The sequence below is a fragment of the Anoxynatronum sibiricum genome (assembly GCF_039414295.1).
Lineage (GTDB): Bacteria > Bacillota > Clostridia > Peptostreptococcales > Tindalliaceae > Anoxynatronum > Anoxynatronum sibiricum.
The window spans coordinates 92,354-118,722 of the sequence record NZ_JBCITM010000003.1 but is presented as its reverse complement, the minus strand read 5'-3'; the positions used below and the strand labels follow the sequence as shown (position 1 = coordinate 118,722).

The following is a 26,369-nucleotide window of genomic DNA, read 5'->3' as shown; positions in this document are numbered from 1 at the left end:
CAGCTTCAGGCAAATTTCAGTCCATCCACGCCAAACAGGAAGGAAGCAGCGAATCGCGCCACCTCCTTCAACTGTCATGGTCCATCAACTCAGCACCTATCGTTTACGGCGCATCCTTCACCATCATTCTCATTGATTCCTGATGCCGTTTCACTTGGAAAATCCGAACACGCCTTTAACAATCCCTCCGTTGGTGCCGACCCACAAATGGCCATCAGGTGATTCTGTCACCGTCCAAATACTGTCAAAAGAAGCCAAAGGAAGGATGTTTTCAGAATGATTCACCGTGATGGTGCCATTGAGACTTCGATGATACAAACCACTTTGAGTGGTTCCGATCCAAATTCCATTTCCACTTTTGTCAGGATATATGAGCCGTATGCTGTCTTCATCAGTCAGATGTGGCAGCAGTTCCCGGTCGCTGTGATAGATGGTTCGATTCCCTCGCGGGTCTATATAGTCGTTTTTTCCGAACCGGGAAATCCAAACGCCACCCTGAAGGTCAGGTGCAATTTCTCGAATCCAGCTGCCTGAGAACTCGCCCGAATCATTAGAGTACACTGTTATTTCACCGCTTCGATTTCTGTAAGCATAGCCACCCTGATACCCCGCTTCAGTCTCTTTTGGGTAGAAACCCATCCACAATCCGCCCTGATCATCAGGGGTCAGTACCGTCACTGAGCTGGCTGGCAATGATTCATCTGTCATCAGCTGCCAATCACCGCCTGCCGAACGATATAATGGTCCTGCTGCCGTTCCAAACCACATGCCGCCCCGGGAATCCTGTGCAATGGCCTGGGCAAAGTCAGTTCCTGTGGGTAAGGCATCGGCACTGGTGTATACCTGCCATTCTTCCCCTTTTTTCTCCACAATTCCCATTCCAGACTCAGGACTTCCACCAACAAACCATACACCGCCGCTGGCATCAACGGCAATATCATAGACAGTATCGTGGGGCAATGGGCTGTTCTGCTGATTGAAAAGGGTCCAGCCCCCAGCGGCATGACGGTAAGCTGCTCCACCGCCATTGGTTCCCACCCAGAGACCTCCCTGCTGATCAGTGGAGATGACCCTCACGCTGGCCCAGGGGAGCCCCTCTCCGGTATCATTTCGATGGCTTTCCCAAGTGTACCCTGGGGTACGTTCCATGGAAGGTAATCCCGCGGAAGCATTGCTCGTTGCCATGGGCAGCTCATCCGCCTGCAAATCTTTTTCCAACGGCTCTTCATACTCACCTGTGCCCACCACGATGCAGTCAACCCACTTGGTCCACATGGACTCATTTTCTTCCACATACAACCGCAGCGGTCCATATTCATTATTGTGCACATACCCTTCACTGTGAGCATGCGGTACCAGCGGGTATCCGTTAAGTGCGTATCCAAGAAGTACTTCTTTCCTTTCTCCCCGGCTGTTCACCATGCCATTCATCACATCATTGGTCACCTGCAGCTGATTGTAGCCAGGCCCTGCGTACACTCGAATCCCACTGGGAACGCTGACACCGTCAGTCAGTTCCACCACTTCTTTGATCAGATTCCAGAGCACCAGTCCTTCCACTTCAGCAGTGCCGGAAATCACATCACGTATGATATGCTCATCCAGAGCCTGAAGCTGTCTCAAACTAAAAGTGCGGGGTTCTTTCACCTGTGAACCGGTGATCCGAAGAACAGGAATGTCCAGATACTGTGTGTACATGCCCACGTTGTGTTTCCAGCTGTCACCCGCTGCTGCAGTCACTTTGATCTCAGTCACATTGCGGACCATTTTGCCACTGTTCTGGTCACCTTTTTCTGTCTGGCCCATCACCAGGCGCAAGGGACCGCCACCATTATCAACTGTCGACACATAGCCTTCAGAAGTGTCATCCGGCACCAAAGGCGTTTCATTTTTGCCGTAGGCCAGCAGTACCAATAGATTATTGGCGCCGCTGGCTTCATTAATGTAGTCTCTTTTACCAATCTCTTCCAGCAGGAAGGTGCGGCTATAGCCGTCGGCAGCCACCACTGTCACCTCATTGGCTCCCGCCGTCAAGCCAACTTCCTGTCGAAGATATTCATAGAGATCAATTCCCCGATATGTTTCCCTGGTTTGATGATTGTTTCTATCAACGATTGCGTAGTCTGCCATGGTGATATATTGCTGCATCAGCTCCAGTTCAGCCAGTGTGATGACAGTTGCCTGCCTGACACCAGTCCCGGTGAAAGAAATGGTTTCATCTGCATACTGGTCATATGGCATGGATAGATGCGCCCAGTGATCTTTCTCCACCTGCACCCTGATACTGATAATCTGGTCAAGATGATGCCCGGATCTCCCTTGTTGCGATTGACCAAAAATCACCTTCAGTGGACCGCCTTGATTATGAATGGAGCCACCTTGATAACCATCACTTTCAGCGGTTTCAACCAGTGGATATCCATTTTTCCCAAAAGCAAGCAGCGGATGGAGGTTGTTGGAACCATTGACTTCATTAAAGTAGTCTTTTTTTAATATGTCTGCCAGCGTCACCGTCAGCGTTTCGCCGACCACATTCTCGAAGGTGACCGTCCCCATGGTTCCTGGCAGTCCGATTTTTTCGAACAACAGCTGACCAAGCCCAATCCCTTCATAAAGATCAGAAACCAGATCCTTCTGATCATCATCTTGAGTGACGTAATAAGCTTTCACCCGTGAAGCATCCCTTTCTCTGGGAGTGCCACCATATACCAACTCTTCTACTTTGGACAGATTCATTTTTTCTGATGATACCTTCACACCTTCCTCATCAACCACTTCCAGACTCAACGACCACTCATTCAGCTGTGTGTATGGAGCTGTCTGGTGGGTGGTATGATCCGCAGGATCCCCGATTATCACTCTTTTGGCAAGCTTCACCTGATGAGATCCATTGGTGTGGTCATAGCTTCGCTTGCCAAAAATAATGCGTAACGGTCCGTCAGCATTCCGAAGGCCTGAGTTGTGCCCTTCATCTGATGGATGCAGTACATAGGGGTATCCATCGAATCCATACGCCACCATGACTGGGTATCCACTCTTTAACGCCGGCACATTGCTTCCGTCGAACTCACCATCGCCCTGATCCAGGGCATCCTTTTCATAGTACCCCCATCGGTCATGGTGCTTCAAGTCACCCACAGTCACCGGCGGAATCTGGTAATAATCCGCCGCAATAAAGGTGACCGGTGTGGCTTCATCAATGTTTTCATCCATTCCGGAAGCCAGCAACAGGTCCCAAAGGGGTATTCCTTTATACGTATTGTAATACCAATAGTGTTCACTATTGGACAAACTGTATTCCTTTTCAAGGTGCAGGGCCGCCATTGATTCCAGCTCTGCCACTGTGTAGTTCACTTCTTTTCCAAGCCCACTGCCCGACAGGGCAAATATATTATTTGTCAGCTTTGGATCATTGTAAGGAGGCACTGCATGCTCAAAGCCTGGTCGGGTATTCTCCTCCACATAAAGATACGCCACATTGGTGAAAGCCACCGGCTTTTCTCCAGGCGCCGGATGATAAACAAGTTTAAAACATCCATTATCATTGGCTGCGACGGCCTGGTAACCGGCATCTGTCCGCTCATAAACCAGTGGTACTTCGTTAATGCCATAAGCCACCATCATTCCCCGCTGTTGGTCTCTAATTTCATCAAGGGTGAAAGAAGCAATGATTCTCCGGTTCACATCCCTAAAAACCACTTTACCAAGATTCTCTCGCAACGTTACAAAATGATCCAACAGATGCGCCACCCGAACGCCTTCATATTGATTAGAACGAAGAACACCATTCATCATTTCCTGATATGTATCCCGATGGATGCCGGCGATTTCTTCTTCAATTTGTCGCAGAGACAAAGCCCGGTAAGACTCCACTCCTGGGCCTTCAATGGTCATGGTGGCTCCTGTAATTGAATCAATATGATAAGGGGCACCTTCGTAGGAAATGTGCCGGTAGGGACTGTTTCCAAATGCGCCCGCCGATGCAGCCGGCATCGACCCTGTTGAGGCAGCCGGCCGTTCCTCACCCACAACGATGCGCCTCAGGTCGCGGATGAAATTCATCTGATTAATGTCATTGACTTTTCCGGATTCCTGACCCAAATACAAACGGGGGCCCTCCCCGTCAAGGTCTGCTGTTGACAGGGCTTTTTCTGACCAGGTCACAGGAGCTTTCAGTTCATTCCCCGGCACATCCAACAGTTCTGTCCGAAAGCTGCCAATCACGGGAGTCACTTTCACAGCACTCCCTGGCGTCATGTCTGGATGGACCGACAATGCCATTAATTCATCCACCGTCCAGGTTCGTTTAAACCCATCGGCTGCAATGAAAGTAACCTTTTGTGCCCCGCCCCCCTTAAATCCAGCTTCCTCCAGCAGTAAAAACAGGTCAAACCCTTTGACCTGCCAAATTTTATGGAAGTTGAAATTGTTATTGGAAGAAAAAATACGTTCTACCATCTGAGGATGATTGATGTTTTGCCAGTCAGACTGGGTTAGCGTCACCTCACGCTCCACCCCTGTTCCGGTGATGACAAGAGATCCAGATGCTGCGTTGGCTCGAAGAACTTCCACAGGAAAACCCACCAGCAGTGAAGTCAGGACCAGTGCCATGGTCAAGATCAAGGCAATAAGTTGTTTGGAAAGATTTCTTTTCATGGGATTCATGACGGCACCTCACTTTTATTGTCCAACACCCGACAATCACAGAGGAATGCCGAGTGTTGTTGCCAATGATTCACACTAGTTGATTAATAGAGGGTTTTAAAAATCACCGTGGCTGCTTCTGCCCTATTGACTGTTTTGACAGGCTCAAAGCTTTCTCCTATAAAATCGCGAAAGACTCCCTGAGCTTCCAACCAGGCCACTTGATGAGCTGCCCAGGCTGGCACCGCCTCTTTATCTGCGTAATCAGACTTTTCCATGACAAATTTAGCCATACGCTGCTGTTCCACCACACCGGTTTCAACGGCTGCTTTGCCAGTAACAACTGCCAGCTCCTGGCGGCTGATCACCCGGTCTGGTTTGAAGGTGCCATCTGGATAACCGCTGAAAATCCCAGCTTCGACAGCTGCCTGTACATGGGACGCAAACCAGTCACTTTCCTTCACATCTGAAAAACCGCCCCGGTAAGCTGCGGTTTCATGCCCCAACGCTTTAACCATGATGGTGGCAATTTGTGCCCGTGTCAAGTTTTCGGCAGGTGCAAAGCGCCCATCTCCCATACCTGAAACGACTCCTTTGTTCACCAGTCCTTCAATGGCCGTTGTCGCATAGGCAAATGTTGGAGTAATGTCTGTGAAACTGATGGCAGGACTCTCATCGCCGCTCTCTTCAAGTTCCATTTCAGGCGTTTCATCTTCTGCCTCTTCTGCAGCCTCAGTTGCTTCTGATGTTTTAGCTTCTTCATTCTCTGAAGCAGCTAAAGCAGCATCAACATCAATGCGCTCAATCATCTTGAAAACCGTTCCAAACTCCCCTTCTTCCTTCTGTTTGCGATACACCGTGATTTCCTGAGTTGCTGGATTGTCATCTTCATCAGCCATTACACCATCCACCTCATAGGCCAGAACGAACTGAAGTGCTTCGTCCAACACATCCTCCAAGGGTTGTGGTTCAATGGGATAACCATCAGAAGCTGCGAAAGAAACCAGTCCTGTCACAGCCGTCACACCAGCTGCCTCAGTAAGTACGTATGCCAGACTGACACCCTTCACTTCAGCTGTTTTTTCGCCGGCCCGGCTGTTATACACATAGGCTTCGTTAATCTGGGCTTCAGCAGGCATTGCCTTTAAATCATCAATGGAAAGCTGAAGCACCTCTGGCACTCCTGTACCTCTGATTTCAACCGCATAATCCTGTTTGTCCAGCGCAAATGTTGTTAAGGGTGAAAAAAGCAGCAATACTACCAGTAACCACGTCATCCATCTGCATTTACCATTCATCATTTCTGTCATCATAATCGCTCCTTTCAAATGACTGCCCTCGGCAGCTAAGTTTCTTCTCACAAGCGTCTAAACTTTTTTGCAGAAGCTTGCGCGCACTTAAATTCCAAAGACACATTCACCTATCATCCAAGAAAAAAATGTTCATGTTGGTGATGTCTCCGGTGTATTAATTCCCTGATTTTTTCTTCAAAGTATTTAATAAGGACGAACTCGTTCAGCCTTCAACAAACTCCTGATGCGGAAAAATTCCATTGTACATGGCACACCTCACAATCAACTTCATCGCAAGCTTCACTTGACTGATCATGGTATCTCTTGATTTTTTTCAGAATCTTCCTGTCATTATTTTTAACTACTTTCTTGTGAAACATCTTAATTGACTATGTATCAACATGCAGATTTTTTTAGATGATACCTCCTTCCGATGGATTCCAACATGCCCTATCTTAATGCGAGCAATAAAAAAACGCCCGAAAGAAGGCGCTTATATCCATTGCATTTGCAACAGCTCTCCTTTTCTGAAGGGGAGGCAACACCGTTTCCGGTGGTACCCAATGGTCTGATCTCATAGGCAACGCCCTTAGAAATTCAGACTCGGAGGTAACGATGACCATCATCGTTTTATCTATATGTTTTTAAATGCATATCGAAATTCAAGAAAAACCTTGCAGGTTCAGTATAGTTCACTGTGAAACGTCTGTCAACCTAATTTATTGCTTCGCCGATCTGCTAAATTACGTCATTTCCTCCCTTTAAACAAGTAAGCCGGCATTTCGAATAGATTAGTTGATGTTTCTCTTTTCAATTAACTAATTGCATCGTTATGCATTTAGAAATATACCGTCTCGAGTTATTATGCATCACGCTGCAATCAAGGTATTAAATAAAGAGATTTTTGCCCATCTTCATTTCCAAATCCTGCAATAATTGCTCGTCCAGCACCTTCGGTCAGCCAATCGGCAAAACATCGGGCGTCCTGAACATTCACATTGGGGAATCGTTCAGGATTGACAACAATTAGAAAATAATGATTCATCAACAGCGCATCATTCAATGTTTCTCCAGAAAAAACAGTCATGGACTCCTGGCAAGGTGTCTGCCAGTAGGTTGCCGAATCAGTAAGTGTGTAGGCGTTTTTTTCCGTAGCCAGCTGCAGTGCCTCCACATTTCCCATCACTGTCGGCGTCTTGATATACCAGGGTTCCACTGGCTTTACGCCTGCCAGCTCCCAGATTTTCATTTCGCGAAGATGTGTTCCTGATCGGTCACCCCTGCTTACAAAAGGTTTTTGGGTCAGTGCGATTTGCTGGAAAAGTCCTGTGATACCTGCCTCACTGCGAATATTACACAGCCGGGCAGGATCTGACTTCGGTCCTACCAGTTGGAAAGAATTACTCATGAGATGGCGGCGCTCTATTCCCCACTCTTCTTCCATAAATAGTTGCTCCTGATCCGGGGCATGAACCAACACCAGGTCAACTCGACCCTTCCGTGCAATGTCGAGAGCTCTACCGCTGCCGGCAGCAATATGGCGTACCAGCATGCCAGTCTCCAAATAGTAGGCCTGTTCCAATATATCCACCAGGCCTGCTTCAACAGGGCTAATGGTTGACGCCATCAGCAGCAAATGATCGCCAACTCTTTGAGGCTGTTCATTGTAGGATTCTGATAAATCATCTCCAACTGAAGTTAACAAATCAGTCAGCTGATCATCAATTTCCTGCTTTAAGTGATCATATTGATAAAGCAGGCGCTTTCCTTTTTCAGTAATGGTGGTACCGCCTCCCTCTGCACCTCCCACCTGTTTGATCACCAGTTCTACCCCCAGTGCATTTTCAGCATCCTGAATCAGCCCCCAGGCGTACCGATAGGAAACAGATAAATTGGCTGCTGCACCACTGATGGAACCTGTCACCTGAATCTGGTTCATCAGGGCAAACAATTTGTCAATGGAAAAACTGCGTTTCCCATCAATGGCCCTTAGAATCTGGAACGCTTCTGTGCGATGATCTTTCATAATAATGGACTCCTTTTTGCAAGAATATAGACCCTTACGATGCGCGCAGGATCATACCGGGCTACTTTTCGGAGTAGTTGCTTTATGAAATTATAACATATGAGTACTGAGAAAGTATGACCGATTTCATCACCTACGCCCACAATCTCATTGATACAAAACGAAGCCAGAAACTGCTTTATTTGTCGTGATTCATTTGCCATTGATTGACAAGTTGATAAACAAAAACGCACAAAAGCTCACTTCCAGAATGCTTAGAAGTGAGCTTTTGCAGTGGTGGGGAATGAGGGACTCGAACCCACGGCTTCCTCCACGTCAAGGAGATACTCTACCAGCTGAGTTAATTCCCCACGGCCTATGTTATTGTAACATATGAAGATGATGGTGTAAAGACTCTTCTGCCAAATATGTGCTGTCTCGCCAGACCACTTCTGGTTGCTTTGTTTTTTTGAAATGGTTCTGCAACCCAATCATGATCTTTTAAATTTTGGACAGAATACACAAAGTGCAGCATCGAATATGGAATATTTCTGCACATGTTCATGAATACTCGACAAAAGATAGAACTGCGTCTTGTAATTCTTGCTTTACCCTGCAAAAGGACATATAATGACATATATAACAGTCATCATTTGGCACGCTGTTTCGTTGCCACATTTTTATGTTCCTTCACAGATCACCAGGGGATCGTGCTTTATGATGTTAGATATTTAACAATTTAAGCAACGCGCATCATAACAAAATGGATCGGGGGAGTGACTATGAGTTTGGCAAGAAAAATTGCACTCATTGTGGGATGTTTGATTTTAGCGTTTGTTTTATGTTTGGGTATGGTTTCACTCTATTTGAGCACCAACACCGTTATGGAACAGTTTGAACAGGCACTCCAGTCGGAAGTCAGGTCAGAGTCTCAGGTGATCGCCACTGAACTGCGCAGTGACTTGGCAGTCTTGCAGGAAATTGCCAACCGGGCCAGAACCCGCACGATGAACTGGGAAGAGCAACAGTCTTCATTAAGACCCGATGTGGAACGTCTGGGATTTTTGGATATGGCCGTGGTCACTCCAAATGGTGTCGCTTCATATGTACTGGGAGATAACACTGCTGAACTTGGTGATCGAACATATGTGAAGCGTGCTTTCGAAGGCGAGCAGAATATTTCTGATGTCATCATCAGTCGAGTGACTGATTCGGCCGTGCTCATGTTGGCCGTCCCCATTGAAGTCAATGGTCGGGTAGCAGGCGTTCTGATTGGAAGAAAGGACGGGAATGCTCTCAGCGAACAGACCAATCAAATGGGTTACGGAAATGAAGGGTATGCCTACGTGGTCAATCGCCAGGGTGTTGTCATGTCCCATCCCAACCGTGATTTTGTGATGGACCAGTTTTCGCCCAGCGAGGCTGTCAAAGAGAATCCCATTTATCAGCCATTGGCTGATTTCAGTGATTTTATACTGGCAGAAGAATCAGGGATTGGAAGTTATCGCTTTAATCAGGTAGACTCTTCAGCTGCTTTCACACCCATTCCTGGCACCGACTGGATTCTTGTCAATACCGCCAATCAGTCAGAGGCACTTGCCGGCCTCAATGCGCTGCGTTATACCATTTTTATTGCCACCCTTCTATTTGCTGTTATCGGCTTTGTGATTGCTTTTATTACAGGCCGATCCATCGCCCAACCGGTAATTCGACTTTCTACGGTGCTGGACCGGTTTGCCGGCTACGATTTAAGCATTCATACAGATGACAACCTGGAAAAATATGCCAAACGAAAAGATGAGATTGGAACTATTTCACGCTCATTGGAAACCATGCAGCAAAACTTGCTGTCGCTGATAAAAAGCATTACCGAAAGTGCCCAGAGTGTTGCCGCTTCTTCAGAAGAACTAACCGCCACCAGCCAGCAGACCACGACTGCTTCTCATGAAGTCGCGCGCACCATCGAAGAAATTGCCAATGGAGCGGCTGAGCAGGCCAGCGATACCGAAAAAGGCGCAGTGCGCGTCAATGAGCTGGCAGTCATTATTGAACAAGATCTGAAGCACATTGCCTCTCTCAATCAATCTGCTGGTACCATGCAACAATTGAAGGACGAGGGGATGCAGGCACTTAAAGAAGTGGTCAGCCAAACCGACGAAACCAGTCGCTCCGCCGACAATGTGAGTCAGGTCATCCAGCGCACCCACGAGCAGGCCAATCAAATCCAGTCAGCCAGTTCAATGATAAAAAGCATCGCCGAACAAACGAATTTATTGGCTTTAAATGCAGCCATTGAGTCTGCCAGGGCCGGCGAAGCTGGAAGAGGCTTCGCGGTTGTGGCAGATGAAATTCGAAAACTGGCAGAGCAGTCAAATCAGTTTGCAGGCGAAATTGACACAGTGATCAGTGAACTCACCGGTCAGACGGAACATGCCGTCACCACCATGAAACGCGTTGGGGAAATCATTGAAAAACAAGCTCTCCGCATGAATGATACCAATGACCGTTTCGATGGTATTGATCAGTCCATTCAGGAAGTGCAAACTGCCATAGCCGATTTGAACCGTTCAGGAGAACAAATGGCTCGGAAAAAAGATGAAATTATAGGCGTGATTGAAAATCTCTCGGCAATTGCTGAAGAAAACGCTGCCGGCACTGAAGAAGCTTCTGCCTCTGTGGAGGAGCAAACAGCCGCTATGGCGGAGATTGCAGAGTCAAGTGACACCCTTTCACAGCTGGCTGAAGAAATGCAGGAACAAATTGCTCGCTTTAAATTTTAACGATTGAAAAGTCACCGGGTTTTTTCCTCCCGGCGACTTTTTTTATGCCACTTGAATCATAAGTTCTATGGCCTTTTCAACTGGATCTGACTTCTGACAAGCCGTATGAACTTATCTGCGGTCATCGCCGAACTAAAGTAAAAGCCTTGCCCCATCTGACAATTTTCCTGACGCAGCATTGCCAGTTGTTGTTCTGTTTCAATTCCTTCTGCCACAAGCTCAAGATGCAGCGATCTTCCCATGGCAATGATGGATGATACAATTGAACGTGCCTGAGAACTGTCTTCCATGTTCATAATAAAAGAACGATCGATTTTCAGCGTATCCACGGGTAATCGCACCAGATAACTGAGGGATGAATAACCTGTGCCGAAATCATCGATGGCTATTCTAAAGCCCATATGGCGCAGCTCTTTTAGTTTTTCAACACTTTCTTCCACTTGATGAATCACTGTGCTTTCTGTTAACTCAAGCTCAATTTTTGAAGGCATTTCATAATTCTCTTCTGCCAATTGCCGCACCATACCGATAAATCGCGGAGATTCAAACTGACGCGCTGATAGGTTGACCGACATTCTCATATTCTCCATACCACTTGACTTCCATTCAGCTGTCTGTTGAAAAGCTTCTCTCAACACCCACTGGCCAATGGTATCTATGAGACCCGTTCGTTCAGCGACAGGAATAAATATCTCGGGTGATATGTAGCCTTGCTGAGGATGGTGCCAGCGCAATAACGCTTCTGCGCCGCGAACTCTTCCAGTTTCGAGGTGATAAATGGGCTGGTATACCAAATGCAGCTGGTTTTGCTCCAACGCAAGGGCCAGGTCTTCTTCCATTCGCCGAACAGCCAGTTCACGGTGACGAATATCTTCATCAAAGAAAATGACCTGTTTCAATGGCTGTTGCCGCACTAAGTTCTTTGCAAATCCAGCGTTCTTCAACAGTTCTTCAAGGTTGCTTCCATTTTCAGGATAAAGAGCCACACCAGCCCGAAACACCAGGGTGATTCGTTCTTCTCCGGCCATGTATGGTTCATCCATCTGGAGAATCGTATCAGCAAGCTTTTTCAGCATTTCCTGATCCGTTTCATAATCAGAACATAATACCAGCAAATCGTTACTGGCACCCCGATAGACCGTCATCTGATCTGTCAAAAGATTTTTAAGCCGCTGCGCTGCTGCCTTGAAGACTTGGTTTCCCTGATGATATCCAAACTGTTCATTCACCCGATGAAGATTTCCTGCTTCTATCACCCAGAGTGCTGCTTTTAAAGTGTGCTGATCTATATTCTCTTCATCAACTACAGTTTGATCAGAATCAGTCGTCTTTAGAAGCTCTTCAAAGACATCTTCCATGACCCGGCTGTTGGGCAGTCCCGTGACTGAGTCATAATACGTCAATTGGTTAATGCGCTTCATCATATGGTTGAAACTGTGGCCGGCACGGCTGATCTCATCTTTTCCACGAGGCTGTGCCCTCACCGTTAGATCTCCGGATGCTGCACGTGTGAACAGACTTTCAAGTTGAATCACTGGCTCTGTAAATCGCTCAGCTAACCATAAAGTCCCCAGAAAACTGATCAAAAGAATCGCAATCAAGGGTGGATAGAGGCGGTTTCGATACATTGTCAGTATTGAAAAAACGGCGTCATCTGCCAATCCGCTGAAAAGTACCCAGTCGGTTCCAGAAATCGCATCATAGCCCATGTACATCTCTGCTTGTGAAGACGTATATGTTCCAACGCCTGTGCCATTGCTCAGTGCGTTTTCCGCAAAAGCAGCAAAAGAGCTTAATGATGGAAAATCAGCTGCGATCTGCTGCAGGTTCATTTTTTTAAACGCCACTTGGGGATTGTGGGGGTAGGCCTGAAAGACACTTTTTCGATTGATGATATAAGCGACGCCCCGATCTCCATATATAACCGCCTGGGTCATGTCATTCAAGAGATGACCATCCAGCTGTCCCATTAATGCCGCAGGATTTCCGTCAACAGTTTCAATGGGCACAACCAACAGCAGTACCGGCTGACCCGTGCTGGGACTGTAGGTTAAATCTGATAAGGCAGCTTTACCTGCCAGCGCCTGTTGAACATAGGGCCGGTGGGCAGCTGACAGCCTGGTCCCATCTGTATAGTGAGCTAATCCATCTGCTTCCACCACTGCCAGTGACTGAAACTTTGTAGCTGCTACCTTGGGTGATAGAACTGCCATTTGTCGCTCCACTTTCATGCTCTGAACCTCTTCAAGATTAGCCAGTAATGTGAGCGTTTCAAAATAATGTGCGATCTCCAAAGAGATTCTTGCAGCCCCCTCTTCAGCTAAATGCCGCACTACTGACTCAGATTCTCTGATCACCGTGTCACTGCCCACTCTTCCCAATACCAGTACCGCTGTTGCAGATATAAGTATCAGCGAACACAGCATCAACAACAGCATTTTAAACTTAATGCTATGCATCCATGCACTTCCTTGTTCTTGAAATTGGTCTTCAAATGTCGCCTCAGTGCCTTTGGCCAAGTTCCGGCCAGCAAAAAATTACAGCACCCGTTTTAATCATTCGTTTATCATGACTCCTGTTTTCGAGGCAACATCAGAATTATATTGTATCGAAGGATGGCGGGTATGGCAAATGTTTTTGACACTTCAGAGAATCTTGTAAATCGCGCTTCACACAAATTGTGTGAAATTAAAAAGCAAATGGACTTCGAACCCTGGTGATCATCAGGATTCGAAATCCATCTGCTTTTTTTATCGCCTACTTCAATCTGATTCATTAGTTTTGAAACGGGTGTATGCATGCGCTATTCAACCGCCATACATTTTGTCCATTTTGATTTTTGCCATTTTTCCCATCATCATGTGAATTTTTTCAAGTGATATGGGTTTTGGCATAAATTCATTCATGCCTGCTTCAAAACACTTCTGCTTATCTTCATTGGTTGCATTGGCCGTCAATGCGACAATATATGGCTGTCGTTGGTTAGTACCACGTATCATTTTTGTCGCTTCATAACCATCCCGTAACGGCATGGTGATATCCATAAAAACCAAATCATAATTGTTTTTATGGCAAGCTTCCACGGCTTCCTGCCCATCATTGGCAAAGTCACAATCAATGTGCATTTTTTCAAAAATACGTTTCATTAACATCTGGTTTAGGAGATGATCCTCCGCCACCAGGATTCGTAATTTGTCGCCACCGCCCGATAGTATGTTCAATGCACTTTCAACCATTTCATTTGGTCCTGTGTGACTCAGGGTTTGTTGAAGTTGGTGGCAGATGACCATTTGTCTTCACTCCAATTCACGTCATATTCGAAGCAAAAAGGCAGCCTCCTGCTATGCTATTGGCAAATATCTCAGGCACCTCTTGTATATACATTACGTATGTCACTCAACTTTTCGGTACCTATTTCCAATCATGAAATTGACGTTTTTCACCACCTCAAAAGATCATCCTGCTATATATCAAAACCTCCTGCTACTATATTTGCAACAACCACTGCATCAATAGCGACATCATCGTCACAGCCCCCCAGCAGAAAAGCCCCAGCGTTAATGGTTTTTTGCCACTGCGGTATATCTCGGTGACATTTATGCCCAGTCCGATGGCCGCCATCGCCATGATGATTAAAAACTTTCCCAGATTGATCAGTTGAAGCTGCAGGCGATCTGGCACTATTCCAAGAGTCACCATGAGAGCTGCTGTCAAAAACCCCATGATGAACCAGGGAAATATCTTACTGAACTTCACGTGCTTACCAGCCTCTTTTCGTTTCGATTGTCGAAACCCAAGCACCAACGTCACTGGCAAAATAGCCAGAGTGCGCACCAGTTTTACCACCGTGGCTGATTTAAGTGCATTTTCGCTCCAAATCTGTCCTGCCGCCACCACAGAAGAAGTATCATTGATGGCCGTTCCTGCCCATAGTCCAAAAGATGCGTCTGTCATCTGCATCAATCTTCCCAAAGGGGGAAAGATCAGAACGGCTGCAATATTGTAAAGAAAGATAGTGGACACAGCCGATGCAATTTCCTCATCGCTGGCTCCAATCACAGGAGCAGTGGCTGCAATGGCTGATCCTCCACAAATGGCAGTACCCACACCAATGAGTATACTTTCATTTGAACCGGTATGAAATAGATGATAGCCTATAAAGGCTGTGATCAACGCTGTACCGATGGTGGTGAAAATGAGTAGAATAGAAGCTTGCCCCACCTGGAAAATACTCGCCAGATTAAGCTGAAACCCTAGTAACATGACCGCACTCTGCAACATTCGTTTTGAGACAAAGGAGAACCCCAGAGCGTAATGTTGCTTATTTGTCACTACCACCGACATCAACACCCCGCCTAAAATCGCAAAAACAGGCCCTCCCACAAGGCTAAACTGTTTCCCTAAAATCCACGCGGGGAATGCCACTGCTAAAGAAAGCCATATGCCCGGATAATATCTTCGTTCATTAGTCATCACCAGTTCACATTCCTTTGATTTCGTTTGCTTGTTTTATCTAATGCCCATACATTCTACAGCCTTCCTAACAAGAAGTCAATTTATGATGTTTAGAAAATATTCTATTAGGAATGGCTCTTCTGGAATTTTAAATCAAATTTCATATTCAGATTTTCTAATCTTTGTTTGCTGACTCGGCTTCCGGGTAATTATTGAAAAGGTTTGCCAATCGAAGCCTTTTTCAGTTTCTCAGAAGAACTATTTCTCATTTACATTCATTGGAGGTCATGCATATGGTTGCACAAAACAAGTCATCCGGTTTTTTTCAACGCCAGCCGATTATGCGGAAAGTACTCATTAGTCTGATTCCAGTGGGGTTGGGAGCTGTTTATCTTTTTGGCTTGCGCCTGCTGGTGCTGTTGGCAGTGGTCACCGCAGCAGGAATCGCTACTGAGTACATATTTGCCAAAAAAAGAAATGCAAAAGTGTCAGAGGCAGTATTAGTGACTTCTGTTCTCTTCACACTGTCGTTGCCGGTGGCGACCCCTTTTTGGGTAGCCGTCGTAGGCATTGTTTTTGGTGTTCTTTTTGCAAAGGAAGTTTTCGGCGGTTTTGGACGAAATGTGTTTAATCCGGCCATTGTTGGTCGAACTTTCATCTTCATTTCTTTCCCCGAGTTTTTGACTGCTTCATGGAGCGAGGTATTCACGGGTTTTCCCGGAGGCTTTGTACGCTATATGGCACCTCCTCTGGATACCCTCACTCAAGCCACACCGCTGGCCATGGCCCGTGCCGGTGAAGCACTTCCCTTCTCTCAAGTGATCTGGGGATACACTTTTGGATCCATGGGCGAAACCAGTGTTGTGCTTCTATTACTGGGAGGCGCTTATTTAGTGTTGAAAAAAGCCGCTGACTGGAAACTGATGGCAGCTCCCATGATTGGCTTTATGAGTTTCACCTACATCTTAAATCTGGCAGGCGTTGCCGGCATCCCTCATCCACTGTACGGCATGTTCACAGGCGCTTTCATTTTTCTGTGTATTTACTTCGTCACTGAACCCACCACCGCTCCCAAAACAGTTCCAGCCAAGTGGGTATACGGTATTCTCATCGGTATGATCACCGTCCTGATTCGTTATTTTGGTATTTTCGTGGAGGGCGCTTCTTTTGCCATTCTTATTATGAACACCTTTGTACCCATTATGGATGAAGGGGTTAAGTATCTGAAAAAACAAAGAAAGCAGGTGACCTCATGAAGAAGTTTACGGTAAAACCGATTCTGTTCATGGTGGTACTCACCTTGATTTATACCACCATTCTGGCCAGTATCAACGCCATCACCGTAGACAGAATCCGGTTAAACGAGCGATTGTCGGAGCAAACTTCATTTTTGTATGTGTTGGATTTGCTTCCCAATACCTGGGAAGCATCCGCCATCAACTCGCTCTACGAACAGCATGTACGTGAGATTGATGTCAATGGCGAAATCATTTATGAAGGGCTGGATGATGAAGGGGAAGTTTTTGCCTATATCGTTCCCATTGTTGGAGGCGCTGTTTGGGGCGAGTTGCAGGGTATTGTTGCCTTGAGTCCTGATTTTGAAACAGTACTGGGCATTGATTTTCTTTCCCATTCTGAAACACCCGGTTTGGGAGGCCGCATCGACGAGCTTTCTTTTAAGGAACAGTTTCGGAATATTGAGATTGATCCTGAAGCGGGCAGCGAATTCTTGGTTTACCGCCCCAATCCTGATGGGCAGGTGGATGCCATTTCTGGTGCCACTGGTACTTCAAATGCAGTGAGGCGTATTTTCAACGATAATATGGCTGTCTTTATGTCAGAAACCCGGGAGGCGCTTGCCAATGATTAAAAAAATCAAGCACATTTTCACCTTGGGACTTTTGAAAGATAATCCGGTTTTCCGTCAGATTTTGGGAATCTGTTCCGCATTGGCAGTGACCAATCTGCTGATGAACTCTTTGGTCATGGGGATCGGCTTAATTTTCGTCACCTCCCTCTCAAGCCTGACTGTGTCCATTTTACGAAAGTACACGCCCAAACACATCCGCATGATGGTTCAAACGCTTATTATTTCAGCCTATGTGATCATTGTTGACATTGTTCTGAAAGCCTATTTCCCGGCAATGAGCGAAGCACTGGGCCCTTATGTGGGCTTGATTATCACCAATTGTATTATTATGGGACGTTGTGAAGTCTATGCTCAGAACAATCCCCCGCTGGACAGCTTCATCGACGGCATTGCCTCTGGTGCCGGTTACAGCCTGGTGTTGCTGACCATCGCTTTTTTCAGAGAATTACTTGGCTTTGGTTCTCTTTTTGGCATCAATGTGCTGGGGGAAAACTGGGTCAACTGGGTATTTATGATTATGCCCCCGGGTGCTTTCTTCATGTTGGGTATTCTCATATGGGTGGCCAACACCTATATACCAACCAAGGACGGTAAAGCACCGGCGGCAGGAGGTGGACAATAATGGGTAATATCAATCCATTTGTTATTTTTATGGCTTCCATTTTTACCAATAACATGATCCTGGCCAATTTTTTAGGTATGTGCTCGTTCATTGCAGTTTCCAGGGAAATTAAAACTGCCTGGGGACTGGGGCAGGCCGTCACGTTTGTGCTGACCGGCACCTCCATCATTAATTATCTGATCTACCACTATATTCTGGTGCCTTTTGGTCTGGAATACCTGCGATTTATTGTGTTCATCATTCTCATTGCCGCTTTTGTGCAGCTGGTGGAAATGATTGTGGAACGCTATGTGCCGACGCTGTACTATTCTCTGGGAATTTTTCTACCGCTGATTACGGTCAATTGTGCTATTTTGGGAGTATCACTGTTCATGATTATCCGCGAGTACACCTTGATACAGTCAGCTGCTTTCGGTATTGGCTCTGGTCTTGGCTGGACGCTGGCCATTGTGGCCCTGGCGGGAATTCGCCAAAAAATTAAAAACGCCCCCATTCCAAAAGGCTTGGAAGGCGCAGGGATTACACTGATCATAACCGGATTGATGGCACTGGCTTTCATTGGATTCTCAGGCATCGTCAACGTACAGTAAAGGAGGGATTCCTGTGGCAGAAATTATCCAAACAGTTCTCATTATCACCGGCATATCAGGATCCCTGGCATTGGTGCTAACCCTCGCCAATCTGTATATCGCCAACTATGGTGAGTGCAAAATTGTCATTAATAACGATAAGGAACTGGTGGTGGACGGTGGCAGTTCGCTGCTTTCCACCCTGAACGAGCAGGAGATGTTTCTTCCCTCTGCCTGCGGCGGCAAAGGCACCTGCGGCCTTTGCACCTGCAAAATTCTGGAAGGCGGCGGTCCTGTCCTTCCCACTGAAACACCCTTTTTCACCAAAGATGAACTGGCCGATCACATGCGCCTTTCCTGTCAGGTTAAGGTCAAACAGGATATGAAGCTGAGTATTCCCGATGACCTCTTAAACGCCCGCAAGTATGAGGCTGTGGTTGAATACATCAAAGATGAAACGAAAACCATTAAGCTGCTGCGTTTTAAAATCACCGACGGGCAGGAAATTGATTTTAGGGCCGGCCAGTACGTTCAGTTGCTGGCTCCTCCTTATCCCGGAAATCCAGAATCGGTGTACCGGGCATATTCCATCGCTTCCTCTGCTCAGGAAAAAAATGCCATTGAGCTGATCATTGGATATGTGGAGGAAGGTCTGGTAACCACTTATGTTCACCAACATCTTTCTGAGGGAGACGAGGTTTCCTTCAACGGTCCTTTCGGCGACTTCTATCTCCGGGATTCAGATTCTGAGATTATCCTGGTGGCCATCGGTACGGGAATTGCCCCCATTCGCAGTATTCTGTATCAAATGAAGGATGAAGAGATTCAGCGGAAAGCCACTTTCTTCTTTGGAGCCCGTACCCAGAAAGATCTGGTATGCGCGGAGGAAATGGAAGCATTTGAAAAAAGCATTCCCAATTTTTGTTTTCGCCCTGTCCTCTCCCGGGAACCGGAAGATTCTGGATGGGAAGGTGACCGGGGTCGTGTCACCGATTCGATTCAATCATATATTGAAGAAGGTATTAACCAGGAAGCCTATATGTGTGGCAGCCCCGTCATGATTGAGTCAGCTGTGATTGAACTGAAAAAGAAAAAGATTCCTCAAGAGAAAATATTTTACGATGAGTTTGGTTAATTGCAAACCATGAAAAAACGCACAGACTATCTATCACATCAATGAATTATGTAAGCAGCACACGCATTTGGCTACCCGTGTGCTGTTTATATTTTGCGAACAATTTACAACACCTCGATGAATCAGCGCCCCTTTATAGGGTATAATCCTGACGAATGATCAAATAACGTCTTTCAATGCGAGGAGGGATCTTCTATATGAATCATTTTACAAATGGCCTCACCGGTAAACTAATTTTATTCTTCGGAGTTCTTATGCTTTTAGTCAGCGCCACCTTTGGCCTGGTCACCTATCGGGTTTCTGGAAATATTGTGGAACAGGAAATTCAGGAACGACTGGAGCATCAAATGGAGGCCACCAGTCATGAAATTGAAAACTACCTTACTGCCCACAATAATGTGGTGCTCAGTTTGTCCAAAACTGTTGAAGCCGCTGGAGTCATCATGACTGCTGCCCAGTACGAAACACTCCTGTCAGGCACTTCCATGATAAATGAGGCTGCTTTGGGTGCCGGCGTATGGTTTGAGCCTTTTCAGTACGACCCAGAAATCCGTTATTTTGGCCCTTATGTTTACAAGGATGATCATCAATTGGTCTACACCGAAGAGTACGCCACTGAGGATTATGACTACCCTAACCAAGACTGGTACACCATGGCCAAAGGACTTAAAGATCAGGTGGTATGGACCGAACCCTATTATGATGAAGTACTTGACTACACTTTCATTACCGCCACCGCTCCTTTTTATAATGATCGCGGCCAATTCATGGGTGTGGTCACCGGCGATATGGGGCTTGATGTGCTTCAGGACATTGTTCGCAATCTGGAGGTTGGCCTCATGGGTGAAGCTCATTTACTGGATGCCAACGGCAACTTTATTGCTTCTGCTGATCTCCAACGACTAATGAATCAGCCCTTGAGCCAGGATAATGATACAGACCTGGCCCAGCAAAGCGAGCTGATTCTCAACAATAGCCACGGCCAATTCTCTTTTAGTAACTCTGATGGTAGTCATTACGGTTTTTTCACCGAAATTCCACAAACGGGCTGGACACTGCTCTTAACCATCCCACATAGCGAAGTGACCATGGCCATGCAGGCACTTCGCCGTGATATCCTGCTTCTCAGCCTGATTGTTCTCCTCATCTCCATAGTTGCAACAGCATTGATTAGTCGATCCATCACCAGACCGATCATTCGGCTGTCCGCTATTATCGATCGTTTCTCAAATTATCAGCTAGCGCTACACCCAGCTGATCAGATTGAGTCAGACAGCCGTCGTAAAGATGAAATTGGCATAATTGCCCAAGCTTTGTCACGCATGCAACACAATTTTGTTGCTCTTGTCAATGATATTGCCCACCACGCCGAACAAGTGGCAGCTTCTTCTGAAGAGTTGACAGCCACCACTGAGCAAACCGTCATTTCTGTAACTGAGGTGGCCAAATCCACCGAAGAAATCGCTTCGGGATCCAGTTCCCAAGCCAAAGATACCGAAAAGGGTGCTGGGCATATTCAGGAGTTAGGGCGATTGATTGAAGCAGAACAGAAACATGTGTCTGATTTGCAAAATGCCATTCAGGCAGTGTCACAGTTGAAAGATGAAGGTGTCATGTTGTTAGGTGACTTGAACCAGAAGACCCGGGTGGTCAAAAGTTCATCCCATGAAGTGGGAACCATGATTCATGCCACTAACTCCAGCGCTGAGAAAATTGCCGTTGCAAGTGGTATGATTAAGAACATTGCCGAACAGACCAATCTTTTAGCCCTCAACGCAGCCATTGAAGCTGCCCGAGCTGGTGAAGCCGGTAGAGGATTTGCAGTGGTTGCTGATGAAATTCGAAAGCTGGCAGAACAATCAAACCGATTCACCGAAGAAATTGCACGAATTATTCAGGAACTATCTGAGAAAACCGAACAGGCAGTGACCACCATGGACGAAGTTGGCACAGCCATCACATCTCAGGCTGAAAGCGTTGAAATGACAGATGCCAAGTTCGAAGGAATACGGGATGCCATCGCTGTTAGTGAAGCGCGTATTGCGACCATCTCCAAGGCCAGTCAGGAAATGGAGGCCAAAAAGAACCAGATCATTGATATCATACAAAGCCTCTCCTCTTCTTCTCAGCAAAATGCTGCAGTTACAGAGGAGGTTTCGGCTACCGTGGAAGAACAGGCATCCTCAATGGATGAGATTGCCAACGCCAGTGAGTCCCTTGCACAGATGGCTGAAGATATGCAAAAAGCCATTCATCGCTTCAACTGGTAATGAGGCTTGCTACGAACCAGAACAGATCTACACATCTTTTACGGCCCGTGCATATGTTTTGATCATTTTATCCACTAAACAATTAAAAAGTCAGATGCTGACGCCACATGAGAATCAGTCCCATGTGGCGTTCAGGTGTGTTTATGAACGATAGCTGGTAGCGATTGATCTCTTGTAAGGCATTTGTAGCTTCAGCCATTCTATTAGCCTTTTATCCAGAAAAGCTCACCTACCGTCGCATCGGTTATTTCTGTCACTACATTATCAACTGCCTGTGTTTGCAGAAAATCAGCGATGCTCTTGTGCTGCTCTTTTGTTAACGAGTGGCTCATCAGCAATCTTTTGGTGTAATGATCAATGGCTTCCTCCAAACTCATGGACTGCTCCCACCGGCGGTCAAAATGGTTTCGGGAAAAAGAATATCCCTGCTGCTGAAGCACATGATCTGTATAGTCAATTTTATTGGTATAGGGGGCAGGAAACCCGTCGTATGGTCTTGAATCCACTTGAAGATGCCGGTGCAGTGCATCTCCCAGACTGTCATTCCTTCTGACGAAGGCACTGAGATAGCAGGCTTTGCGACTGGCTTTCATGAATTTATCCAGGGTTTCCATATTGTGAACACCTGGAGACATGGATGCCATCGCCAAATCAAAGGCACCTTCCCATTGGTGAGTTTCCAGGTTTGTTTCACGCCAGTCCATTTCCAGCAATGTGAGATTCTTAACGCCTGCCAATACTGCCCGTTCTTTGCAAAACCCAAGCATCTGAGAAGAAACATCCAGCGCTGTAACCCACCGGGTGCGTTCTGCCAATGGCACTGCATAAGTGCCGGGTCCACAGCCAATGTCCAGCACCTGACTTTCACTGCTGATCAATCCCCCTGCTTCCAAACGGCTCACCAACGCTTCCCGTTCTGCTGAACGTTCCGCTGTTTTTTGGTCAAAATGATGTGCCCGACTGTTCCAGAAGGATTGACTGGCTTTTTGCTGTTCTGTGTTCATTGTGTTTCCTCCATTCGTTGTTCATCTGATTGCACCTCTGGTTTGCTTTTGCATATGATTTATTTCTGATTCTGAGGTGCCAAAGATTCTGTCACCTGGAGCGCATTCGTGGGTCTGCCAGGGTTTCCAGATCACACCCCACCAGTGCCAGGCTGGTAACCAGAAGGGTGATAAAGAGCCAGGGGTAAAAGAGCCACCATTGCCAGTATGGGGTGAGATAGATTCCCGTGAAATTGACAGCGTGGTTGATGATCAGTCCCCAGCTGCGGGAAGTTGGATCTCCCAGCCCCAAAAAGGCCAGGGATGCCTCTGCCACAATGGCTCGTCCTGAAAGACGGATCATGCTGATCAGCAGCAACGGCATCATTTCAGGAATCAAATGCCGCCCCAGCATGTGCAATAATCCGGCGCCATGATGGGCTGCCATGCGAATATAAGGCTGTTCTTTAAGACTCAGGGTGGTACCCTTCAGGGTACGGGCCGGTGCCGCCCATGAAAAAAGTGACAAGACCAGCACCATTTGTTTCATGCCAGCGCCAAAGAAAGCGGCCAGCACAATCATGGCAGGCAACCGGGGAATGGCCATGAGGATGTCCACCAGCCTCATCAGCAACCGGTCTATCCAACCGCCGTACCAGCCGGCAATGATTCCGGCTATGCCGCCACCCAGCCCTGCGAATAAGGCAGTTCCCATGCCGATGAGCAGGCTGGTGCGTGCTCCGTAGAGAATCATGGCCCATAGGTCAAGGCCCAGTTGATCTGTTCCCATCCAGTGATCCTGGCTGGGAGGAGACAAAGCAGGGCCGGTCGAACGATAAGGTGAATGGGTGGCAAGCCAGGGAGCTGCCACTGCCATGAACACCAGCAGGCAGAAGACCAGTAAAGCAATCTTTCCCGGCAGGGTGAACCAGCGAATCACATTGTTCATGGATGCCCCTCTCAGCTGCCATCTCATGCCGCCTCTCCTTTCTGCCGACTGGCATGGTTGTTTTTCAGCCGGGGGTCCACCTGCTGATAAAGCCAATCAGCCAACCAGTTGGCCGAAAGTACTCCCAGAGTCATCACCAGAAAAACCCCCTGCAAGAGTGGAAAATCCCGGGCTGTGACGGCCCGGCTCATCAGTGTTCCAAGACCAGGATACTGAAAGACATTCTCAGCCAGCACCGCTCCACCCACCAGCGTCCCCAACTGCATGGCCACCCGAGTCACCAGGGGAATCATGGCATTGCGCAAAGCATGGTGCACCATCAAGATACGGTGCCGCAGTCCTTTGGCTTTGGCCGTGCGAATATAGTCTTTTGTCAAAACGGTACGCAGGCTGTTGCGTACCAGCAGGTAGATTCCCCCCGTTCGGGTCAGGCCCAGGGTCAGAATGGGGAGAACGGCGTGACGTCCGATATCACCCATCTGCTGCCACCAGCTTTCGTACACCACAAAATGGGTTTTCGCTCCCGACAAAGGGAACCAGCTTTTTCCAGCTGCCAGAGTGACCAGCAATGCCAAACCCACCAAAAAAGCTGGAATTTCTGAAATCACCATGAAACCGGTATAAAAGAGACCGTCTTGCCATCGACTGCCCTTCCATGCAGACCAGGCTCCCAGCAGTGTACCTGCCGCCAGGCTCACAAGAAGGGCGCCTGTGGTCAGTAGCAGGGTCCAGGGTAAGCGGCGGCGGATCATTTCGCTGACGGGCTGTTTGAAGGCATAGCTGTAACCCAGATCCCCCTTGATTATTCCCCACCAATAATGCCCATATTGGCGAATCAATGGCTCATCCAGTCCATAATAATGCCGGTAGTAGTCTGCCTGTTCTCTGGTGTAAGTGGTAAAAACGTCGCCGCTTTCACCGCTCATATGTAAAAAGGGGTCTCCCGGCATCAACCGGGGCAGGGCAAAGTTTAAGGTCAAAATGACCCAGAGAGTCAGTAACCGCCCGGCAGCTTTCCTTTTATCCATGAGACAGCCCCGCTTCCATCATCTCTTGCACAGCCTGATATTGGCTTTCTGCCAGCACCTCGTGGGAAGTCCCTTCCTCCACCAGCTTTCCCTGACTCAACACCCAGATTCGGTCAGCACATTTACGGGCTAAATTCAGGTCATGCGTCACCAGCAGCAAGGTGAATCCCTGGCTGTTTTGAAGTCCTTTCAAGAGTCGCAACAAATTTGCCTGGGTGGAGACATCCAGCATGGCCGTGATTTCGTCTGCGATGAGCACCCGGGGACGCATGACCAGACTTCGGGCGATGGCCACCCGCTGGCACTGACCACCGCTGAGAGAACTGCAATACCGGTTTAGAAAGGATTCATCTGCTCTTAATCCAAGGGCCTTCATGGCATCAACAAGACGTTTCTCCTGAGTATCTCGCGTGCCGATACCATTGATTTTCAAGGGCTCCAGCACGGCTTGACGCACGGTAAGTCGGTGACTCAACGCGCTGAAGGGGTCCTGAAGCACCAGTTGAATACCCTGCTCCCGCCTTGCGGCTTCCCGACCCTTCAGCGGTTCTCCCTGAAAAAAAATCTCCCCGTTGTCAGCAGAAATCCACCCGGCCAGCAGCCCTGCCAGGGTGGATTTTCCTGACCCGGAGGGCCCCACCAAAGCAGTGGTTTCACCATGACGCAGGTAGAGGCTGGTGGGGTGCAGCGCATCTATTTTCCGGCTCCCCATTTGATAGCTTTTGGATAATTGACGGCCCACCAGTACTTTTTGCAAACCACCCTGATGACATGCCACCAGATGTTGTTCCTCAATCATCTGCAGCATTGGTGGTTTTTCCCTGCAAGAGATACGGGACTGGGTACAGCGTTTAAAAAAGAGACATCCGGCGTGGTCAGGTCCATGGGCTTTATCTGATACGCCTGTCTCACCGCAGGAATCTGTTATTTCTTTTTCCACCCGCTCCGGAATCCCCCACAAGTCCTTGTAGGGAAATAAATCAGTGGCGGCGTTGAACAGTCCGGCGGAATAGGGGTGGGACGGCGACCGAAACAAGCTGGCCGTTGGCGCCTGCTCCACCCCGCGACCCCCGTAAAGTATCAGCGTTTGATCTGTCATCTGCCGAACGACAGTCAGATCATGGGAGATCAATATCATGGCAAATCCCAGAGACTGCTGCAGTTCCTGAAGGGTATACAAATAAGCCTTGCGTGAAAGACTGTCAAGAGAGCTGGTGGGTTCATCCATCACCAGCCATTTCGGCTCACAGGCCAGTGCCATGGCCAACAGCACCCGCTGGCGCATGCCACCGGAAAGCTGGTGGGGATAGGCAGATTCCCAGTGGGTTTCCAAACCTACAAGAGACAGTAACCGGCGTGCTTCCGCTGCTGCTTCCCGGGAAGATATTCCCTGACTTTCCCGAAGGGGCTCCGTCACTTGACGCCCCACAGGCATCACAGGGTTCAAGATCTCAAGGGCATTCTGAAATACCAGGGCCACTTCACGCCAACGCCATCTTTTTAGCTTATTGGAAGAAAAATGATTCAGATCTCCCCATGCCGTTTGAATCTTTCCGGTTACTTGGTGAGGCGGTTCAATGAGCCCCAAAAGGCTCAATGCCAGTGAGGTTTTGCCACTGCCAGACTCCCCGGCAACGCCCCAGTTTTCATGAGACCCCAGCGAAAGGGTCAGGTGATCCAGCGCCGTCACCTGACCGGTTGGCGTGTTATACTGAATGCTCAGTTCCTGTATGTGTATCATGAGAGACCACCTCACTTCCAAGTGCC

Annotated in this window: 17 protein-coding genes, 1 tRNA gene and 1 riboswitch; of the genes, 7 read left to right on the top strand and 11 right to left on the bottom strand. The window is 47.7% G+C overall.

The genetic code is table 11. From position 1 onward, the window contains the following. Nucleotides 1–150: 150 nt before the first annotated feature. From AAIG11_RS04225 to AAIG11_RS04210, 4 genes are all read right to left on the bottom strand, one after another. Nucleotides 151–4,665 (bottom strand): two-component regulator propeller domain-containing protein, encoded by a 4,515-nt coding sequence (locus AAIG11_RS04225; protein ID WP_343185027.1) that lies wholly within the window; start codon nt 4,663–4,665, stop codon nt 151–153. Between the two features lie 83 nt (nt 4,666–4,748). Beyond that, nucleotides 4,749–5,954, bottom strand: a complete 1,206-nt coding sequence (locus AAIG11_RS04220) for an S-layer homology domain-containing protein (RefSeq protein ID WP_343185026.1) — start codon at nt 5,952–5,954, stop codon at nt 4,749–4,751. Nucleotides 5,955–6,439: 485 nt separating this feature from the next. Then, a riboswitch (molybdenum cofactor riboswitch) is annotated at nt 6,440–6,557 on the bottom strand. 259 nt (nt 6,558–6,816) lie between these two features. Further along, a complete protein-coding gene (locus AAIG11_RS04215; RefSeq protein ID WP_343185025.1) occupies nt 6,817–7,962 on the bottom strand; it encodes a substrate-binding domain-containing protein in 1,146 nt (381 codons plus the stop codon). A gap of 274 nt (nt 7,963–8,236) precedes the next feature. Further along, a tRNA-Val gene (locus tag AAIG11_RS04210) sits at nt 8,237–8,312 on the bottom strand. Between the two features lie 411 nt (nt 8,313–8,723). Here AAIG11_RS04210 and AAIG11_RS04205 point away from each other — a divergent pair. Beyond that, entirely contained in the window at nt 8,724–10,721 is a 1,998-nt protein-coding gene (locus tag AAIG11_RS04205; RefSeq protein WP_343185024.1) for a methyl-accepting chemotaxis protein, read from the top strand. A 65-nt stretch (nt 10,722–10,786) separates the two neighbouring features. Here AAIG11_RS04205 and AAIG11_RS04200 read toward each other — a convergent pair whose 3' ends face one another. The 3 genes from AAIG11_RS04200 to AAIG11_RS04190 all read right to left on the bottom strand — a co-directional run bounded on the left by AAIG11_RS04200 (nt 10,787) and on the right by AAIG11_RS04190 (nt 15,194). Further along, on the bottom strand, nt 10,787–13,180 hold the full coding sequence (locus tag AAIG11_RS04200; RefSeq protein ID WP_343185023.1) for a bifunctional diguanylate cyclase/phosphodiesterase: 2,394 nt from the start codon (nt 13,178–13,180) through the stop codon (nt 10,787–10,789). Nucleotides 13,181–13,528: 348 nt separating this feature from the next. Beyond that, nucleotides 13,529–13,957 carry a response regulator gene (locus tag AAIG11_RS04195; RefSeq protein WP_343185180.1) on the bottom strand — a complete coding sequence of 143 codons (429 nt, stop codon included), beginning with the start codon at nt 13,955–13,957 and terminating at the stop codon, nt 13,529–13,531. A gap of 250 nt (nt 13,958–14,207) precedes the next feature. Beyond that, nucleotides 14,208–15,194 (bottom strand): YeiH family protein, encoded by a 987-nt coding sequence (locus AAIG11_RS04190; protein WP_343185022.1) that lies wholly within the window; start codon nt 15,192–15,194, stop codon nt 14,208–14,210. Between the two features lie 275 nt (nt 15,195–15,469). Here AAIG11_RS04190 and AAIG11_RS04185 point away from each other — a divergent pair, with 275 nt between their 5' ends. From AAIG11_RS04185 to AAIG11_RS04160, 6 genes are all read left to right on the top strand, one after another. Next, complete coding sequence (locus tag AAIG11_RS04185) at nt 15,470–16,432, top strand: RnfABCDGE type electron transport complex subunit D (RefSeq protein WP_343185021.1); 963 nt, start codon at nt 15,470–15,472, stop codon at nt 16,430–16,432. Continuing rightward, a complete protein-coding gene (locus tag AAIG11_RS04180) occupies nt 16,429–17,046 on the top strand; it encodes an RnfABCDGE type electron transport complex subunit G (RefSeq protein WP_343185020.1) in 618 nt (205 codons plus the stop codon). Before AAIG11_RS04185 ends, AAIG11_RS04180 begins: the two co-directional genes overlap by 4 nt. Next, on the top strand, nt 17,039–17,668 hold the full coding sequence (locus tag AAIG11_RS04175) for an NADH:ubiquinone reductase (Na(+)-transporting) subunit D (protein WP_343185019.1): 630 nt from the start codon (nt 17,039–17,041) through the stop codon (nt 17,666–17,668). The genes AAIG11_RS04180 and AAIG11_RS04175 overlap by 8 nt, the downstream gene beginning before the upstream one ends. After that, nucleotides 17,668–18,258: an NADH:ubiquinone reductase (Na(+)-transporting) subunit E gene (locus tag AAIG11_RS04170; RefSeq protein WP_283407689.1), complete on the top strand. Its 591-nt coding sequence runs from the start codon at nt 17,668–17,670 to the stop codon at nt 18,256–18,258. Before AAIG11_RS04175 ends, AAIG11_RS04170 begins: the two co-directional genes overlap by 1 nt. Before the next feature lie 13 nt (nt 18,259–18,271). After that, nucleotides 18,272–19,372 (top strand): NADH:ubiquinone reductase (Na(+)-transporting) subunit F, encoded by a 1,101-nt coding sequence (locus AAIG11_RS04165; RefSeq protein ID WP_343185018.1) that lies wholly within the window; start codon nt 18,272–18,274, stop codon nt 19,370–19,372. 197 nt (nt 19,373–19,569) lie between these two features. Next, nucleotides 19,570–21,642, top strand: coding sequence for a methyl-accepting chemotaxis protein (locus tag AAIG11_RS04160; protein WP_343185017.1), 2,073 nt, complete (start codon nt 19,570–19,572; stop codon nt 21,640–21,642). Nucleotides 21,643–21,845: 203 nt separating this feature from the next. Here the strand turns inward: AAIG11_RS04160 and AAIG11_RS04155 are convergent, their stop codons facing one another. From AAIG11_RS04155 to AAIG11_RS04140, 4 genes are all read right to left on the bottom strand, one after another. Continuing rightward, the gene (locus tag AAIG11_RS04155; protein ID WP_343185016.1) at nt 21,846–22,646 is read right to left on the bottom strand and encodes a class I SAM-dependent methyltransferase; all 801 of its coding nucleotides are present in this window, start codon (nt 22,644–22,646) and stop codon (nt 21,846–21,848) included. A gap of 91 nt (nt 22,647–22,737) precedes the next feature. Then, nucleotides 22,738–23,601, bottom strand: a complete 864-nt coding sequence (locus tag AAIG11_RS04150; RefSeq protein ID WP_343185015.1) for an ABC transporter permease — start codon at nt 23,599–23,601, stop codon at nt 22,738–22,740. Continuing rightward, entirely contained in the window at nt 23,598–24,602 is a 1,005-nt protein-coding gene (locus AAIG11_RS04145) for an ABC transporter permease (RefSeq protein ID WP_343185014.1), read from the bottom strand. The genes AAIG11_RS04150 and AAIG11_RS04145 overlap by 4 nt, the downstream gene beginning before the upstream one ends. Continuing rightward, on the bottom strand, nt 24,595–26,343 hold the full coding sequence (locus AAIG11_RS04140; protein WP_343185013.1) for an ABC transporter ATP-binding protein: 1,749 nt from the start codon (nt 26,341–26,343) through the stop codon (nt 24,595–24,597). Before AAIG11_RS04140 ends, AAIG11_RS04145 begins: the two co-directional genes overlap by 8 nt. Nucleotides 26,344–26,369 lie beyond the last annotated feature (26 nt).